The organism is Sabulicella glaciei (assembly GCF_026183895.1).
Taxonomy (GTDB): Bacteria; Pseudomonadota; Alphaproteobacteria; order Acetobacterales; family Acetobacteraceae; genus Roseococcus; species Roseococcus glaciei.
Genome location: NZ_JAPFQI010000002.1, coordinates 147,574 through 164,313 on the forward strand (window position 1 = coordinate 147,574; position 16,740 = coordinate 164,313).

The window sequence follows — 16,740 nt, forward strand, 5'->3', positions numbered from 1 at the left end:
GCAGCCGCGATGACCGCCGAGCAGGCCCAGGCCGCCGCCGCCACCGCGCCGCCGCGCATCGCCATCCGCAACCTCGACTTCTTCTACGCCCCGGGCCTGCCCAAGGCGCTGAAGGGCATCACCCTCGACATCCCGGACCGGCAGGTCACGGGGATGATCGGCCCCTCGGGCTGCGGCAAGTCCACGCTGCTGCGCGTGCTGAACCGAATGTACAGCCTCTACCCCGGCCAGCGCGCCGAGGGCGAGGTGATCCTGGACGGGCGCAACCTCGTGGGTCCCGACGTGGACATCAACGAGCTGCGCGCGCGGATCGGCATGGTGTTCCAGAAGCCCACCCCCTTCCCGATGACGATCTTCGAGAACATCGCCTTCGGGGTGCGGCTGCACGAGCGCCTGGGCAAGGCCCAGATGGCCGAGCGGGTGGAGTGGGCGCTGACCCGCGCCGCCATCTGGAACGAGGTGAAGGACCGGCTGCATTCCTCCGCCCTCGGCCTGTCGGGCGGGCAGCAGCAGCGCCTGTGCATCGCCCGTTCCATCGCCGTGCGGCCCGAGGTGATCCTGCTGGACGAGCCGACCTCCGCCCTCGACCCGATCTCCACCCTGAAGATCGAGGAGCTGGTGGACGAGCTGAAGAAGGACTTCACCATCGTCATCGTCACCCACAACATGCAGCAGGCGGCGCGCTGCGCCGACCAGGTGGCCTTCTTTTACCTGGGCGAGCTGATCGAGGTGGGGCCGGCGGCGCAGATGTTTACCGCGCCGCGGCATCCCAAGACCCAGGAATACATCACCGGCCGCTTCGGCTGAGGACGCCCCCATGCCCCAGGAAGCCTCTCCCCACATCGTCCGCTCCTACGAGGGCGAGCTGCGGCGCCTGCGCGAGATGATCGCCCGCATGGGCGGCCTCGCCGAGCGCCAGGTGGCCGACAGCGCCCAGGCGCTGATCCGCCGCGACACGGACCTCGCCGCCGAGGTGGTGCGCCGCGACGCGGAGCTGGACCAGATGGAGCGGGAGGTGGAGCAGTTCTGCGTCCGCCTCCTCGCCCTGCGGCAGCCCATGGCTGCCGACCTCCGCCTCATCATCGCGGCGATGAAGATCTCTTCGGACCTGGAGCGGATCGGCGACTACGCGCGCAACGGGGCCAAGCGCGCCATCGTGGTGGCGCAGCAATCCCTGATCAGCAGCCTCAACGGCTTCGAGCGCATGTCGGAGCTGGTGCAGGAGAACCTGCGCAGCGCCATCGACGCGCTGGTGGAGGAGGATGCGGAGAAGGCCGACGAGGTGTGGCGCAGCGACGAGCCCATCGACGGCATCTACAACGGCATCTTCCGCGAGCTGCTGACCTTCATGATGGAGGACCCGCGCAACATCACCGCGGCGACGCACCTCCTCTTCATCGCGAAGAACATGGAGCGCATCGGCGACCACGCCACCAACATCGCCGAGCGCGTGCACTTCGTCGTGCGCGGCGAACAGGTGACGGCGGATCGCCCCAAGGGCGACGACTCGGCCAGCGCCGTGGCCGGCGCGCCCCGCTGAAGACAGGGAGTCAGGACATGCCAGACGGGTTCGGGGGCGGCACGCGGCCAAGCATCCTGGTGGTGGAGGACGAGGCGGCGCTCCTCACCCTCCTGCGCTACAACCTCGAGAAGCAGGGCTTCCGGGTGGAAGAAGCGACGGACGGGCAGGAGGCGCTGCTGCGCATCGCAGAAAGCAAGCCCGACCTTGTCCTGCTGGACTGGATGCTGCCCTCGCTTTCCGGCATCGAGGTCTGCCGGCAGATCCGCCGCCGTCCGGCGACGCGCGACCTGCCGGTGATCATGGTCACCGCCCGCACGGAGAACATGGACGCGGTCCGGGCGCTCGACACCGGCGCCGACGACTACATCACCAAGCCCTTCGCGGTGGAGGCGCTGCTGGCCCGGATCCGGGCGCTGCTGCGCCGCTCCGCCGCCGTGGCGGAGAAAGGGTCGCTCGCCTTCGCCGACCTCGTCATGGACCAGGACGCGCACCGGGTCACCCGGGGCGGCCGGCCCGTCCATCTCGGCCCGACCGAGTACCGGCTGCTCGAATACTTTCTGTCCCACCCGCGCCGCGTCTTCTCGCGCGAGCAGCTGCTGGATGCGGTCTGGGGCCGGGACATCCATGTGGAGCTGCGGACGGTGGACGTGCATATCCGGCGCCTCCGCAAGGCCATCAACGGCGAGGGCGAGTCGGACCTGATCCGCACCGTCCGCTCCGCCGGCTACGCGCTGGACACGGAATGACCGGGGCCGCGCACGCCCGTTGACGCGCGCCTCGCGAGGCCGGACACTCCGCCCCAAAGCCCGCCCTGGCAGGCCGGCGGCCCTCGGCCGACCGACCGGTCGGTCGGGCGTCGGCACCGGAGGGACCGCCCATGGAACAAAGCTTCGTCGAACATGACCGCGATGGCGACATCCACATCCTCAGGATCGCCAACCCGCCGGTGAACACGCTGCGGACTGGCGTGCGCGCCGGCCTGCACGAGGGCATCGCCGCCGCGCTGAAGGAAGGCGCACGGGCCATCGTGCTCATCGGCGCCGGCCGGATGTTCTCCGCGGGGGCGGAGATGACGGAGTTCAACAAGCCCCGGCAGCCCCCCTCGCTTCCTGAGGTGTTCGACGCCATCGAGAACAGCCGCGTCCCGGTCGTCGCGGCCATCCACGGCTCCGCCCTGGGTGGCGGGCTCGAGCTGGCGCTGGCCTGCCACGCCCGCGTGGCCTCGCCCACGGCGCAGCTGGGCCTGCCCGAGGTGAAGCGCGGCTTCGTGCCCGGCGCGGGCGGCACCCAGCGCCTGCCGCGCCTGATCGGCGGCGAGACGGCGCTGAAGATGATCGTCTCCGGCGAGCCGGTGAAGGCGGCCGAGGCGCTGAAGCTCGGCTTCATCGACGCGGTGGTGGAAGGCCCGCTGGAGCAGGCGGCCGTGGCCTGGGCGCGGGAGAATGCCGGCCGTTCCTTCACCCTGGCCCGCAAGCGCGACGACAAGATCAGGGGGGCCGACATGGCGGCCTTCGACGCCGCCGCGGCTGGGCTGCTCAAGCGCTCGCGCGGGCAGGAAAGCCCCAAGGGCTGCGCCGCCGCCGTGCGCGCCGCGATGACCATGCCCTTCGAGGAGGGGCTGAACGTGGAGCGCGAGCAGTTCCAGCGCCTCGTCTCCGGGGAGCAGAGCCACGCGCTGCGCCACATCTTCTTCGGCGAGCGTGAGACCGCGCGCATCCCGGGCATGCCCGAGGGCACGCAGCCCCTGCCGGTGAAGAAGGCGGTGGTGATCGGCGCCGGCACCATGGGCGGCGGCATCGCGATGAGCTTCGCCAATAACGGCATCCCGGTCACGGTGCTGGAACAGGCGCAGGACGCGCTCGACCGCGGGCTGAAGAAGTGCGAGGCGAACTGGGAGCGCAGCGTTTCCGGCGGCAAGCTTTCGCAGGAAGACTATGCGAAGCGCCGCGCCCTGCTGTCCGGCTCCACCGACTGGAACGTGGTGAAGGAGGCCGACATCGTCATCGAGGCGGTGTTCGAGGACATGGGCGTGAAGAAGCAGGTCTTCGCGAAGCTGGACGAACTGGCGCGGCCGGGCATCGTGCTGGCCTCCAACACCTCCACCCTCGACATCGACGCCATCGCCTCCGCGACCAAGCGGCCGGAATTCGTGGTGGGGATGCACTTCTTCTCGCCCGCCAACGTGATGAAGCTGCTCGAGATCGTGCGCGGCAAGGCCTCCTCCTGGGAGGCGATCGCCACCGCGATGGATGTGGGCAAGCGCATCGGCAAGGTGAACGTGGTCGTCGGCAATTGCGACGGCTTCGTCGGCAACCGCATGACCGGCAAGCGCGGCTTCCAGCTGGAGCGCCTGCTGCTGGAAGGTGCCCTGCCGCAGGACATCGACCGGGTGATGGAAGGCTACGGCATGGCCATGGGGCCCTGCGCCACGGGCGACCTCGCCGGGCTCGACATCGGCGCGGCGGTCCGCAAGGCGCGCGGCACCACGGCGCCCATCGCCGATGCCATCGTGGCCGCCGGGCGCTACGGCCAGAAGACCGGCAAGGGCTGGTACGTGTATGACGAGAAGCGTCAGCGCCAGCCGGACCCGGAGGTGGAGAAGCTCATCACCGAGATGAGCGAGAAGCACCAGGTGAAGCGCCGCAAGATCGAGGATTCCGAGATCCTTGAGCGGATGCTGCTGCCCATGGTGAACGAGGGCGCGCGCATCCTGGAGGAGGGCATCGCCTCCCGCGCCATCGACATCGACGTGATCTTCGCCAACGGCTTCGGCTGGCCGGCCTGGCGCGGCGGTCCCATGTTCTGGGCCGACCGCATGGGCATGAAGGCCGTGCGCGACAAGCTGGCCCACTATGCCGAAACCACCAACGATCCCAACCTCAAGCCCGCCGCGCTGATCGAGAAGCTGGCCGCCGAAGGCGGTTCCTTCTCCGCCATGGGCCAGAAGAAGGCAGCCTGACCGCGATCGCCGGGCGGAACGCCCGGCGTCCATCGCCGGTCGCAAGGAGACGAACATGGAACTGAAGTTCACCGACGCCGAGAAGGCCTTCCGCCAGGAGGTTCGCGACTTCCTGGCCGCCGAGCTGCCCGAGTCCACGCGGCAGCACATGATCGCCGGCAAGTCCCCCACCAAGGACATGGTGGTGGAATGGCAGCGCAAGCTGAACGCGCGTGGCTGGGCCGCCCCGGAATGGCCGAAGGACCATGGCGGTCCGGGCTGGACCCCGGCGCAGAAATACATCTTCCGCGAGGAGCTGCAGATGTGGCCGGCGCCCTCGCCGCTCGGCTTCAACATCAACATGTGCGGCCCCGTGATCATCGAGTTCGGCACGGAGGAGCAGAAGAAGCGCTTCCTGCCGCGCATGCTCAACCTGGACGACTGGTGGTGCCAGGGCTTCAGCGAGCCAGGCGCCGGCTCCGACCTCGCCGGTCTCAAGACCAAGGCGGTGCGCGAGGGCGACGGCTGGGTCATCAACGGCCAGAAGACCTGGACCACGTTGGCGCAGCACGCCGACTGGATCTTCGTCCTCGCCCGCACCAACCCGGAGGCGAAGAAGCAGGAGGGCATCTCCTTCTTCCTCGTGGACATGAAGACCCCCGGCATCTCGGTGCGCCCGATCATCACCATCGAGGGCGGGCACGAGGTGAACGAGGTCTGGTTCGACGACGTGAAGGTCCCGGCCGAGAACCTGGTCGGCGAGGAGAACAAGGGCTGGGACTGCGCCAAGTTCCTGCTGGGCAATGAGCGCTTCGGCCAAGCCCGCGTGGGCGCGAGCCGCGAGCGCATCCGCCGCCTCAAGACCATCGCCAAGGAAACCCTCGACAATGGCCGCCCGCTGATCGAGGACCCGGAGTTCCGCCGCCAGGTGACCGAGATGGAGGTGGAGCTGAAGGCGCTGGAGATGACCGTGATGCGCGTCATCGCCAACGAAACGAAGCGCGCCGGCACCGGCAAGCCCGACCCCACGACCTCCGTGCTGAAGATCAAGGGCACCGAGATCCAGCAGGGCGTGTCGGAGCTGCTGATGAAGGCGGCCGGCCCCTATGCCTGGGTGGATGGCGACCCGGAGATGGAAGGCAGCAACGAGTGGGAGGTGGCGCCGGACTGGGCCTTCGGCCTGGCGGGCATCTACTTCAACTGGCGCAAGCAGAGCATCTATGGCGGGTCCAACGAGATCCAGCGCAACATCATGGCCAAGGCCTTCCTCGGCCTTTGAAGCGGGCGCGCGAGCGCGCCCTGGGAGACTCTGACACGACATGGATTTCGACCTGAACGAGGAGCAGTCGCTGCTCCAGGACAGCATCCGCCGCACCCTCACGGACCGCTACGGCTTCGAGGCCCGTCGCGGCTTCATCGCGGGCGAGACGGGCTGGAGCCGTGAGATGTGGGCCCAGTATGCCGAGCTCGGCCTGCTGGGCCTGCCCTTCAGCGAGGAGGATGGCGGCTTCGGCGGCGGCGCCGAGGAGATGCTGATCCTGGCCGAGCAGATGGGCCGCTCGATCACGCTGGAGCCCTGGTTCTCGACCCTGGTGCTGGGCGGCGGTTTCCTGCGCCACGGCGCCGATGCCAGGCTGCGTGGCGAACTGGTGCCCGGCATCGCTTCGGGCGAGACGCTGCTCGCCTTCGCGCAGCAGGAGCGCCAGTCCCGCTACGACCTGCATGACGTGCAGACGACGGCGAAGCGCGACGGCTCCGGCTGGGCCATCACCGGCCGCAAGGGCATGGTGCTGCACGGCGACACGGCGGACCACTTCGTCGTCACCGCCCGCACCGGCGGCGGCCAGCGCGACCGGCAGGGCGTGGGCGTCTTCCTGGTGCCGAAGTCCGAGGCTTCCTCGGTCAAGGGCTTCCGCCAGGTGGATGGCAGCCGCGCGGCCGAGGTGGCCTTCGAGAACGCCCGCGCCAGTCATTGCCTGAGCGAGGACGGCATGGACCTCGTGGACCGGGTGGTGGACGAGGCAATCGCCGCCCTGGCCGCCGAGGCGGTGGGGGCGATGGATGTCGTGCACGCCATGACCCTGGACTACATGAAGACCCGCACCCAGTTCGGCCGCCCCATCGGCACCTTCCAGGCTCTGCAGCACAAGGCCGCGGACATGCTGGTGGCGATCGAGCAGTCGCGCTCCATGGCGTATTTCGCCGCCATGGCCTCGCGCGGCGAGAATGCGGAGGAGCGGCGACGCGACATGCACGCGGTGAAGGTGCAGGTCGGCCGAGCCAGCCGCCTGGTGGGCCAGCACAGCATCCAATTGCATGGCGGCATCGCCATGACGATGGAATACGCCGCCGGTCACTACTTCAAGCGACTGACGGTGAACGAGGCCACCTTCGGCGACACGGACCACCATCTGCGGGCGCTGTCCGACGCCGGAGGGCTTGTGCAGGCCGCTTAGTCCTTGCGGCGCGGCGCGGGGCTTGCTTTGCTTCGCGCCGCAAGCTGCGGGGAGATGGCGATGATTCTCGGGCGTCGTGGGGCGATCCTGGCGGGTGGCGCGGTTCTGGCCGCGCCCGTGGTGCAGGCGCAGGAAGGGCCGATCCGCATCGGCGAGATCAACTCCTATTCGTCGCAGCCCGCCTTCCTCATCCCCTACCGCAATGCCTGGACCATGGCGGTGGACGAGGTGAACGCCGCCGGCGGCGTGAATGGCCGCCGGATCGAGACGGTGTTCCGCGACGATGCCGGCCGTCCCGAGGACGCGGTGCGCCATGCCGGCGAGTTGATCAACAACGAGCGCGTCCACCTGCTGGCCGGCGGCTTCCTGTCCAATGTCGGCCTCGCCATCGCGGATTTCGCCAACCAGAATCGCCGCCTCTTCGTGGCGTCGGAGCCGCTGACCGACGCCCTCGTCTGGGCGCGGGGCAACCGCTACACCTTCCGGCTGCGTGCCTCCACCTACATGCAATGCGCCATGCTGGTGGAGGAGGCGGCGAAGCTGCCCGCCCGGCGCTGGGCCACGGTGGCGCCCAATTACGAATACGGCCAGTCCTCGGTGCGCTGGTTCAAGGAATTGCTCACCCGCGCCAAGCCCGACGTGCAGTTCGTGGCGGAGCAGTTCCCGGCCCTGGGCCGCATCGATGCCGGCGCCACGGTCCAGGCCCTGGCCGGTGCGAACCCCGAGGCGATCTTCAACGTCACCTTCGCGGCCGACCTGACGAATTTCGTTCGCCAGGGCTCCACGCGCGGGCTGTTCGACCGCCGCCGCGTCGTTTCGCTCCTGACCGGAGAGCCCGAATACCTTGATCCGCTGGGCGACGAGGCGCCGGAGAACTGGATCGTCACCGGCTATCCTTGGCAGGACATCAACACCGAGGGCCATCGCCGCTTCCGCGACGCGTATCGCGCCCGGTTCCGCGATCATCCGCGCCTGGGCAGCGTCGTCGCCTATGACACCGTCACCGCCATCGCGACCATGCTGCGCAGGTCGGAAGGCACGGACACGGACCGCATGATCGAGGCGATGCGCGGGTTGCGCTTCCCCTCCGCCTTCGGCGAGACCGAGGTCGAGTTCCGCGACCTCGACCACCAATCCACCTCGGGTGCCTATGTCGGGCGCACGGCGGTGCGGAGCGGACGTGGGGTGATGGTGGATTGGCGCTATGCCGACGGGCGCAACTACCTGCCGCCCGACGACGTGGTGCGCGGATTGCGGCCGCAGGCCTAGCCCGCCCTGGAAAACCTTCTCGTCCAGGGGCTGTCTGGCCTCGCCTCCGCCTCGTCGCTGTTTCTTGTCGCCTCCGGGTTGACGGTGATCTTCGGCGTCACGCGCATCGTGAACTTCGCGCACGGCTCCTTCTACATGCTGGGCGCATATTTGGCCTGGACGCTGGTCACGGTCCTGCCGCGCGGGCATCTCGGCTTCTGGGGCGGGGTGCTGGCCGCGGCGCTGATCGTCGGCGTCATTGGCGTGCTGATCGAAGTGCTGCTCTTGCGCCGCATCTACAAGGCGCCGGAACTCTTCCAGCTTCTTGCCACCTTTGGCGTCGTGCTGATCGTGCAGGACCTCGCCCTGCTGATCTGGGGCCCGCAGGACCTGCTCGGCCCGCGCGCCCCGGGGCTGCGCGGCGCGACCGAGGTGCTGGGGGTGCGCTTCCCCCTCTATGAACTATTCCTGATCGCGGTCGGGCCCGTGGTGCTCGGCTTGCTCTGGCTGCTCTTCCACCGCACGCGCTGGGGCACGCTGGTCCGCGCCGCGACGGCGGACCGGGAGATGGTGGGCGCGCTGGGGGTGAACCAGCGCATGCTCTTCACCACCGTGTTCTTTCTGGGCTCTATCCTCGCTGGGCTGGGCGGGGCGCTGCAATTGCCGCGCGAAAGCGTGAACCTCCAGATGGACCTCGCGGTCATCGCCGAGGCCTTCGTGGTGGTGGTGGTCGGCGGGCTGGGCTCCCTGCCCGGGGCCTTCCTGGCAGCGATGCTGATCGGCCAGATGCAGGCCTTCGGCATCCTGATCTTCCCGAAGATCACGCTGGTCCTGGCCTTCCTGGTGATGGCGGCCGTGCTGGTGGTGCGGCCACACGGGCTGCTGGGCCGCCCGCCTTCCTCCGCCCACGTGGCGCAGGCGGTGGAGCCGCCGCTGGAGGCGACGCCGGGCTGGGGGCGTTGGCTCCTCCTTGCCCTGCTGGCGCTGGCCGTCCTCGTGCCGCCCTTCCTTGGCGACTTCGCCCTGATCGTCTTCACCGAGATCGCGATCATGGTGCTCTTCGCGGCCTCGCTGCACTTCATCATGGGGCCAGGCGGCATGGCGAGCTTCGGCCACGCTGCCTATTTCGGCCTGGGCGCCTATGGCGCGGCGCTGCTGGTCAAGCATTTCGCCGCGCCGATGGAATTGGGGCTGGTCGGCGCGCCCTTCGCCGCCGGGCTGGCGGGCGTCGTGTTCGGCTGGTTCTGCGTGCGGCTGTCGGGCGTCTATGCCGCCATGCTGACCCTGGCCTTCGCGCAGATCGCCTGGTCGGCGGCCTTTCAGTGGGTCGAACTCACGGGGGGCGACAACGGCATCCTCGGCGTCTGGCCCTCGGCCTGGGCGCAGCCGAAGCTGGTTTTCTACTACCTGACCTTGGCGCTTTGCGTGGCGGCGACGCTGCTGCTGCGCCGGGCGATCTTCGCGCCCTTCGGCTACGCGCTGCGCGCCGGCCGCGACTCGCCCCTGCGGGCGGAGGCGATCGGCATGGACGGGTTCCACATACGCTGGGCCGCCTTCACCCTGGCGGCCGTGGCGGCGGGGATCGCCGGCGGGCTCTTTGCCTACAGCAAGGGCAGCGTCTTCCCGACCTACATGGCCATCCCGCGCTCGGTGGACGCGCTCTTGATGGTGCTGTTGGGCGGCGTTCAGACCGTCAGCGGGCCCATCGTCGGTGCCCTGGCCTATACCTGGATCCATGAGCAGCTGATGCGGCTCTTCGACCTGTGGCGCCTGCTCCTTGGCACGGTGATCCTCCTGCTGGTGCTGTTCTTCCCGCAGGGACTGGCCGGGGTGGCGCGGAGGCGCGGGTGAGCGCGACGCTGGAAGCCACCGACCTGCACAAGAGCTTCGGCGGCGTGCACGCCGTGGCCGGGGTGACGCTGCGCGTCGCGGCCGGCGAGCTGCTGGCGCTGATCGGACCGAACGGCGCCGGAAAATCCACCTGCTTCAACATGCTGAACGGCCAGCTGCGCCCCGACTGCGGCGAGGTGCGGCTGCGCGGGGAGGACATCACCGGCATGGCCCCGCGCCGCGTCTGGCGCATGGGGGTGGGGCGCACCTTCCAGATCACCGCCACCTTCGGCTCCATGACGGTGCTGGAGAACGTGCAGATGGCGCTGCTCTCCCACCGTCGCCGCCTGTTCGACCTGTGGAACCCCGTGGGGCGCGAGGACCCGGCGCGGGCACTTGCCCTGCTGGAGCGGGTGGGGATGGCGGCGCAGGCGGCTCGCCCCTGCGGTGTCCTGGCCTATGGCGACCTGAAGCGGGTGGAACTCGCCATCGCGCTCGCCAACGACCCCGCCCTGCTTCTGATGGACGAGCCGACGGCTGGTATGGCCCCGGCCGAGCGCGTGGCGCTGATGGAACTCACCGCGCGCATCGCACGCGACGGCGGCATCGCCGTCCTGTTCACCGAGCACGACATGGACGTGGTGTTCGGCCACGCCGACCGCATCCTGGTTCTCGACCGTGGCCGCCCCATCGCGGAGGGCGCGCCCGAAGCCGTGCGCGCCGATGCGCGGGTGCGGGAGGTGTATCTCGGCACCGGGGCGACGCACGGCCATGCTTGAGGTTTCGGCGCTGCATGCGCATTACGGCCGCGCCCACATCCTGCACGGCGTGTCCTTCGCGGCGCGGGAGGGGGAGGTGGTGGCGCTGCTTGGCCGCAACGGCGCGGGCAAGAGCACGACCATGAAGGCGGTGATGGGGCTGGTGCGCCCTTCCTCCGGCTCGGTCCGCTTCCGAGGAGAGGAGGTGGCGGGGCGCGAGCCCTTCGCGATCGCGCGACGCGGCCTGGGCTACGTGCCGGAGGAGCGGCGCATCTTCAGCGAGTTGACCGTGGCCGAGAACCTGGAGGTGGGCCGCCGCCCGGCCCCCGCCGGCCTAGCGTCCTGGACGCCGGCGCGCATCGCCGCGCTCTTTCCCAGCCTGGGCGCCATGATGGCGCGGCCGGGCGGGCGGATGAGCGGCGGCGAGCAGCAAATGCTCACCATCGCCCGTACGCTGATGGGCAATCCGCGCCTCATTCTGCTGGACGAGCCGAGCGAAGGGCTGGCTCCCGTGATCGTGGAGCGCATGGCCGACGCCATCCTGCAGCTGAAGCGGGAGGGGCTGACCGTGCTCATCTCCGAGCAGAACCTGCATTTCGCGCGCCTCGTCAGCGACCGCGCCCTGGTGCTGGAAAAGGGCGCGATCCGCTGGGAGGGCACGATGCAGGCGCTGATGGCCGACGAGGCGGCGCGGGCCGCCTATCTGACGGTCTGAAGCAACTCCGCCGGCGAGAACGCGACCGCGTCCGCGCCCGGGTCGGCGCCATAGCCCCAGGCGGCGAAGACGCTGCGCACCCCGGCGCCGCGCGCGGCCAGCACGTCGTTGGCGTGGTCGCCGATCATCACCGCCTCGCCCGGCGCCGCGCCCGCCGCCTCCAGCACGCCGCGCACATGGCCCGGGTCGGGCTTGCGGACGGAAAGGCTGTCGCCGCCCAGCACGACCGAGAAGCGCCCGGCCAGGCCCAGCCCCTCCAGCAGGGCGCGCGTGGCAGCGATGGGCTTGTTGGTGCAGACGGCGAGGCCCCACCTGGCCTCGGCCAGCCCCGCCAGCGCCTCTGGAATGCCGGGGAAGGGTCGGGAGAGCACGGCGCTGTTGGCCTCCAGGTCCGGCAGGAAGCTCCCGAAATCCTCCTCGCCCCAGGCGGCGCCGCGCGCGGCGAAGGCCTTGGCCAGCAGGGCGCGCGCGCCGTCGCCGATCATCGCCTGAACCTCCGGCAGGGCGAAGGGGGGCAGGGCGCGACGCGCCATGAGGCGGTTCAGCGCAGCGGCGATGTCCGGGGCGCTGTGCACCAGCGTCCCGTCCAGGTCGAAGATGGCAAGGGGCATGACCCCGCCTATCGTGCCCCGCAAGACGCCGCAAGAAAGCCTGACATCCTCCTGGCCCTGAAGGGCTGGGGTTCCCGAGGGCGGCCTGACGTTCATGCTGCCGCCCTCTGGCTGGTTCCTGCTTCGGCGGGCGCCTTGCGGCCACCCTCCACAGGCAGCAACGGTGTGCCCCACCGCCGTTTGATCACCTTCGCGGCGTTCAGGTCGGCATGCTCCACATGGCCGCAGCGGACGCAGAGAAAGCGCGAGCCCTGCCGGTTCCGCTCATCCACAAGGCCACAGGCCGAACATTCCCGGCTGCTGTTCCGAGCGGGGACATGCGCCGTGCGCCCACTTCGTTCTGGCAGCTTGTAGCCAAGGAATCGGTCGAACATGCCCCATCCCTGATCGAGAATGGCGCGGTTCAGCCCGGACTTGGCCCGCACATTCGTGCCAGGCTCTTCCACGGTCCCGGCTGCCGAGCGGACCATGTTGCGGACTTCCAGCTTCTCCAGCACGACCACGCCGTGGTTCTTGGCAATGGCGGTCGAGACTTTGTGCAGGAAGTCCTTGCGCGCGTTTGAGACACACAGATGCAGCCGCGCCACGCGGCGGACTTGCTTTCTCCTGTTGTTTGACCCGCGCTTCTTGCGCGCCAGCTTGCGCTGGGCGCGAGCCAGCGCCCGAAGCGCTTTCTTTCCGCAGTTGGCAGGCTCGATCATCGTGCCGTCCGACAGGGCGGCGAACACGTTCACGCCCCGGTCAATGCCCACCACTGGCAAGGCTGATGGTGCCGGATCAGCGATCTCAAGCTCGTACTGAGCGGCGATCTGCCAGAGGCCAGCCCGCCGCGAGACGGTGATGTTCTTCACCTCGCCGGGGATCTCCCGATCCCAGCGGAGCCGCACCCAACCGAGCTTCGGCAGCTTCAACTCGCCCACCCGGCGCGACAAGCGCCGGAAGGCGAACGTGGCCGGATCCGGGAAGCGCATCGCGTCGTTCTTGCCGCGCTTGCGCGGCGTCGGTGCCCGAGCACGACCTTCCCACCAGTTCTGATAGGCGCGGTCGAGGTCCTTCACCGCCTGTTGCAGCGGATGGACCGGCACATCCTGGAGCCAGTCGAACTCTGCCCGGAGCGCCGTGACCTCGCGGCACTGGCTGGCGAAGTTGAACCTCCGGCCGGGCTGATACCAGTCCCGTCGCTGTTCGAGAGCGAGGTTGTAGACACAGCGCACTGAGCCGATCCACGCCCACAGCACCGCCGCCTGCTCAGGCGTCGGATCAAGGCGAAAAACATGGGCCTTGCGGATCAGCACAGAATGTTCTTATTGTGTTCCATGCGGCGTCGGCAACAGCATTCTTGGCGCATACGCGCCATTGATGGCCTGACCCGGCCCTAAAGGATCGGGCTTGCGGCCGATCTCTGGTCACCGGGGGTAGTCTTGCCGCGCCCGTTCCGCTTGACTACGGGCAACCTGAGGGCCCGTCGGGACTCTCCTTCCCACGGGGACAGGGATCACTTCATGCGCGCCGCCATCATCCTTGCTGCGGGTCAGGGGACCCGCATGAAATCCGCCTTGCCCAAGGTCATGCACCGCCTCGCCGGACGGCCAATGATCCGGCACCTGCTGGCGGCCTGCGAGGGCGTGTTCGACCGGGTGGTGGTGGTGGTCGGTCCTGGGATGGAGGCGCTGGAAAAGGCCGTCGCCCCCCACGCCACGGTGGTGCAGGCGGAGCGGCTCGGGACGGGCCACGCCGCCCGCATGGCCGCGCCCCTGCTCGAAGGCTTCAGCGGCGACGTGGCGGTGCTTTATGGCGACAACCCGCTGATCGCGCCGGAAACGCTGCGCCGGCTGGTGGAGGCGCGGACAGGCGCCGACCTGGCGCTGCTGGCCATGCGCCCCGCCGACCCGGGCAAGTATGGCCGCGTGGTGCAGGGCACCTCGGGACAGGTGGAGCGCATCGTCGAATGGGCGGATGCCTCGGAGGAGGAGCGCGCCATTCCCCTCTGCAATGCAGGGGTGGTCTGCGCCGAGGCCGGGCGGCTGTTCCGCTGGCTGGGGGCGCTGCGGAACGACAACCGGCAGGGCGAATTCTACCTGACTGACGTGGTGGCCCTGGCCCATGGCGAGGGGCTACGCGTCCGCGCCGTGGAAGCGCCGGAGGCGGAGCTTCGCGGCATCAACAGCCGCGCCGAGCTGGCGATGGCCGAGGCCGAGATCCAGCAGCGACTTCGCCTGGCCGCCATGGAAGCCGGGGTGACGCTGGTGGCGCCGGAGACGGTGCAGTTCTCCTGGGACACGTGCCTCGCCCCCGACGTGGTGGTGGAGCCGCACGTGGTTTTCGCGCCAGGCGTTTCGGTGGAAACCGGAGCGACCCTCCGAGCCTTCTCACATCTGGAAGATTGCGTGGTGCGCGCTGGGGCGGTGATTGGCCCCTACGCGCGGCTGCGCCCGGGCACCGAGGTGGGGGAAGAGGCCCATGTGGGCAATTTCGTGGAGTTGAAGGCGGCGACGCTTGGGCGGGGCGCCAAGGCGAACCATCTGAGCTACATTGGTGACGCGACGGTGGGCGCGCGGGCCAATATCGGCGCCGGGACCATCACCTGCAATTATGACGGCATCCGCAAGCACCGCACCGTGATCGGCGAGGGCGCCTTTATCGGCTCCGACACCGCGCTGGTCGCGCCGGTGCGGGTTGGGGCACGGGCGCTGGTGGCCGCAGGCAGCGTGGTGACCGAGGAAGTGCCGGACGACGCGCTCGCCATCGCGCGCGGGCGGCAGGTGAACAAGCCGGGGCGCGGCTTCAAGGGCAAGGGGAAGTAAGGGCATGTGCGGCATTGTCGGGATTGTCGGCAAGGACGAGGTGGCGCCCAGGCTGCTCGAGGCGCTGCGCCGGCTGGAGTATCGCGGCTATGACAGCGCGGGGTTGGCCACGCTGGTGAACGGCCACATCGAGCGCCGCCGCGCCGAGGGCAAGCTCGGCAACCTCGCCACCGTGCTGGAGCGCGAGGGCCTGGCCGGCACCACCGGCATCGGCCACACGCGCTGGGCCACCCATGGCGCGCCGGTGGAGCGCAATGCCCACCCCCACGCCACCACGCGCGTCGCGGTCGTCCACAACGGCATCTTCGAGAACTACGCCGAGCTGCGCGCGGAGCTGGAAGCCGAGGGCGCCGTCTTCGAGACCGAAACCGACACGGAAACCTTCTGCCGCCTCGTGGACCACCTGCTGGCGGGGGGCCTGGAGCCGGAGGAGGCGGCGGCTGCCGCGCTGAAGCGCGTCCATGGCGCCTTTGCCGTGGCGCTGATCTTCGCCGGGCGGCCCGAGCTGATGATCTGCGCTCGCCAGGGCGCGCCGCTCGCCGTCGGCTTCGGCGAGGGCGAGATGTTCGTCGGCTCCGACGCGCTGGCCCTGGCGCCGCTGACCCGCCGCATCGCCTATCTGGAGGAGGGCGACCACGCCATCCTCGACTGCGGCAGCGCGCGCTTCTTTGACGTGGATGGCGAAGAGGTGGAGCGCGAGATCCGCACCACCGCCGTGTCCGGCGCCGCGACGGGCAAGGGCAACTACCGCCACTACATGGAAAAGGAGCTGCACGAGCACCCGGCGGTGCTGGGCGACACGCTGCGGCAGTACCTGGACCCCAAGACGCTGGAAGTGCGGCTGCCGCGCCTGCCCTTCGACCCCGCTCGCGTGCCGCGCCTCACCGTCTCGGCCTGCGGCTCCGCCTTCCTGGCCGGGCAGGTGGGGCGCTACTGGATCGAGCGCCTGGCGCGCATCCCCGTGGATGCCGACGTGGCGAGCGAGCTGCGCTACCGCGACCCGCCTTTGTCCGAAGGGGGCGCGGCCATCCTCGTCTCCCAGTCCGGCGAAACGGCGGACACCATGGCGGCGCTGAAGCTGCTGCGTGAGCGGGGGCAGAAGGTGCTGTCCGTGGTCAACGTGCCCGAGAGCTCCATGGCGCGCGAAAGCGACGCGACGGTGCTGACCGTGGCGGGGCCGGAGGTGGGGGTGGCCTCCACCAAGGCCTTCACGGCGCAGCTGGCGGTGCTGGCCTGCCTGGCCATCGGCATGGGCCGCGCACGGCGCGAATTGTCCACGCTGGACGAGGGGCGGCTGACCCAGGCTTTGCTCACCCTGCCGCACAACGCCGCGCTGGTGCTGGAAAAGGACGCGCAGATCCGCGAGCTGGCCGCCGAGGTGGCGAAGGCGCGCGACGTGCTGTTCCTGGGGCGTGGGCCGATGTTCCCCATTGCCATGGAAGGCGCGCTGAAGCTGAAGGAGATCAGCTACATCCACGCCGAGGGCTATGCCGCGGGCGAGATGAAGCACGGCCCCATCGCGCTGATCGACAGCGCCGTGCCGGTGATCTCCCTTTGTCCGAGCGGGCCGCTCTTCGAGAAGACGCTGAGCAATCTGCAGGAGGCGGCGGCGCGCGGCGGACGCATCATGGCCTTCACCGACGCGGCCGGCGCGCCCGCGCTGCGCCGCTTCGCCGAGGCGGTGATCGAGCTGCCGGAGGTGGAGCCGATCGCGCAGCCCATCCTGCACGCCATCCCGGTGCAGCTTCTCGCCTATCACGTCGCCGTGCTGAAGGGCACCGACGTGGACCAGCCGCGCAACCTGGCGAAGAGCGTGACAGTGGAGTAGCGCTCCCCCATCCACTGCGGCGAGCGCCGC

Annotated in this window: 14 protein-coding genes; 12 read left to right on the top strand and 2 right to left on the bottom strand. The window is 69.7% G+C overall.

Annotated elements, in window-relative coordinates; all coding sequences use genetic code 11:
- The first annotated feature begins 9 nt into the window (after positions 1–9).
- From pstB to OF850_RS06005, 10 genes are all read left to right on the top strand, one after another.
- A complete protein-coding gene (pstB, locus tag OF850_RS05960; protein ID WP_301589190.1) occupies positions 10–807 on the top strand; it encodes a phosphate ABC transporter ATP-binding protein PstB in 798 nt (265 codons plus the stop codon).
- A gap of 10 nt (positions 808–817) precedes the next feature.
- Positions 818–1,540, top strand: a complete 723-nt coding sequence (phoU, locus tag OF850_RS05965; RefSeq protein ID WP_301589008.1) for a phosphate signaling complex protein PhoU — start codon at positions 818–820, stop codon at positions 1,538–1,540.
- Between the two features lie 17 nt (positions 1,541–1,557).
- Positions 1,558–2,268, top strand: a complete 711-nt coding sequence (gene phoB, locus OF850_RS05970; RefSeq protein ID WP_301589009.1) for a phosphate regulon transcriptional regulator PhoB — start codon at positions 1,558–1,560, stop codon at positions 2,266–2,268.
- Between the two features lie 131 nt (positions 2,269–2,399).
- Positions 2,400–4,481: a 3-hydroxyacyl-CoA dehydrogenase NAD-binding domain-containing protein gene (locus OF850_RS05975; RefSeq protein WP_301589010.1), complete on the top strand. Its 2,082-nt coding sequence runs from the start codon at positions 2,400–2,402 to the stop codon at positions 4,479–4,481.
- Between the two features lie 55 nt (positions 4,482–4,536).
- Positions 4,537–5,739: an acyl-CoA dehydrogenase family protein gene (locus OF850_RS05980; protein WP_301589012.1), complete on the top strand. Its 1,203-nt coding sequence runs from the start codon at positions 4,537–4,539 to the stop codon at positions 5,737–5,739.
- A 40-nt stretch (positions 5,740–5,779) separates the two neighbouring features.
- Positions 5,780–6,916, top strand: coding sequence for an acyl-CoA dehydrogenase family protein (locus tag OF850_RS05985; RefSeq protein WP_301589013.1), 1,137 nt, complete (start codon positions 5,780–5,782; stop codon positions 6,914–6,916).
- Positions 6,917–6,976: 60 nt separating this feature from the next.
- The gene (locus OF850_RS05990) at positions 6,977–8,185 is read left to right on the top strand and encodes an ABC transporter substrate-binding protein (protein ID WP_301589014.1); all 1,209 of its coding nucleotides are present in this window, start codon (positions 6,977–6,979) and stop codon (positions 8,183–8,185) included.
- A gap of 30 nt (positions 8,186–8,215) precedes the next feature.
- On the top strand, positions 8,216–10,015 hold the full coding sequence (locus tag OF850_RS05995; RefSeq protein ID WP_456313807.1) for an ABC transporter permease: 1,800 nt from the start codon (positions 8,216–8,218) through the stop codon (positions 10,013–10,015).
- Complete coding sequence (locus OF850_RS06000; RefSeq protein WP_301589015.1) at positions 10,012–10,773, top strand: ABC transporter ATP-binding protein; 762 nt, start codon at positions 10,012–10,014, stop codon at positions 10,771–10,773. Before OF850_RS05995 ends, OF850_RS06000 begins: the two co-directional genes overlap by 4 nt.
- Positions 10,766–11,467, top strand: a complete 702-nt coding sequence (locus OF850_RS06005) for an ABC transporter ATP-binding protein (protein ID WP_301589016.1) — start codon at positions 10,766–10,768, stop codon at positions 11,465–11,467. The genes OF850_RS06000 and OF850_RS06005 overlap by 8 nt, the downstream gene beginning before the upstream one ends.
- On the opposite strand, the gene OF850_RS06010 is transcribed toward OF850_RS06005, so the two are convergent.
- A complete protein-coding gene (locus OF850_RS06010) occupies positions 11,452–12,078 on the bottom strand; it encodes an HAD-IA family hydrolase (protein ID WP_301589018.1) in 627 nt (208 codons plus the stop codon). The genes OF850_RS06005 and OF850_RS06010 overlap by 16 nt on opposite strands.
- A 92-nt stretch (positions 12,079–12,170) precedes the next feature.
- Positions 12,171–13,373: an RNA-guided endonuclease InsQ/TnpB family protein gene (locus OF850_RS06015; RefSeq protein ID WP_301589020.1), complete on the bottom strand. Its 1,203-nt coding sequence runs from the start codon at positions 13,371–13,373 to the stop codon at positions 12,171–12,173.
- A 207-nt stretch (positions 13,374–13,580) separates the two neighbouring features.
- On the opposite strand from OF850_RS06015, the gene glmU reads away from it, so the two are divergent.
- Positions 13,581–14,882 carry a bifunctional UDP-N-acetylglucosamine diphosphorylase/glucosamine-1-phosphate N-acetyltransferase GlmU gene (gene glmU, locus OF850_RS06020; RefSeq protein WP_301589022.1) on the top strand — a complete coding sequence of 434 codons (1,302 nt, stop codon included), beginning with the start codon at positions 13,581–13,583 and terminating at the stop codon, positions 14,880–14,882.
- Positions 14,883–14,886: 4 nt separating this feature from the next.
- Entirely contained in the window at positions 14,887–16,710 is a 1,824-nt protein-coding gene (gene glmS, locus OF850_RS06025; RefSeq protein WP_301589024.1) for a glutamine--fructose-6-phosphate transaminase (isomerizing), read from the top strand.
- The last annotated feature ends 30 nt before the right edge of the window (positions 16,711–16,740 follow it).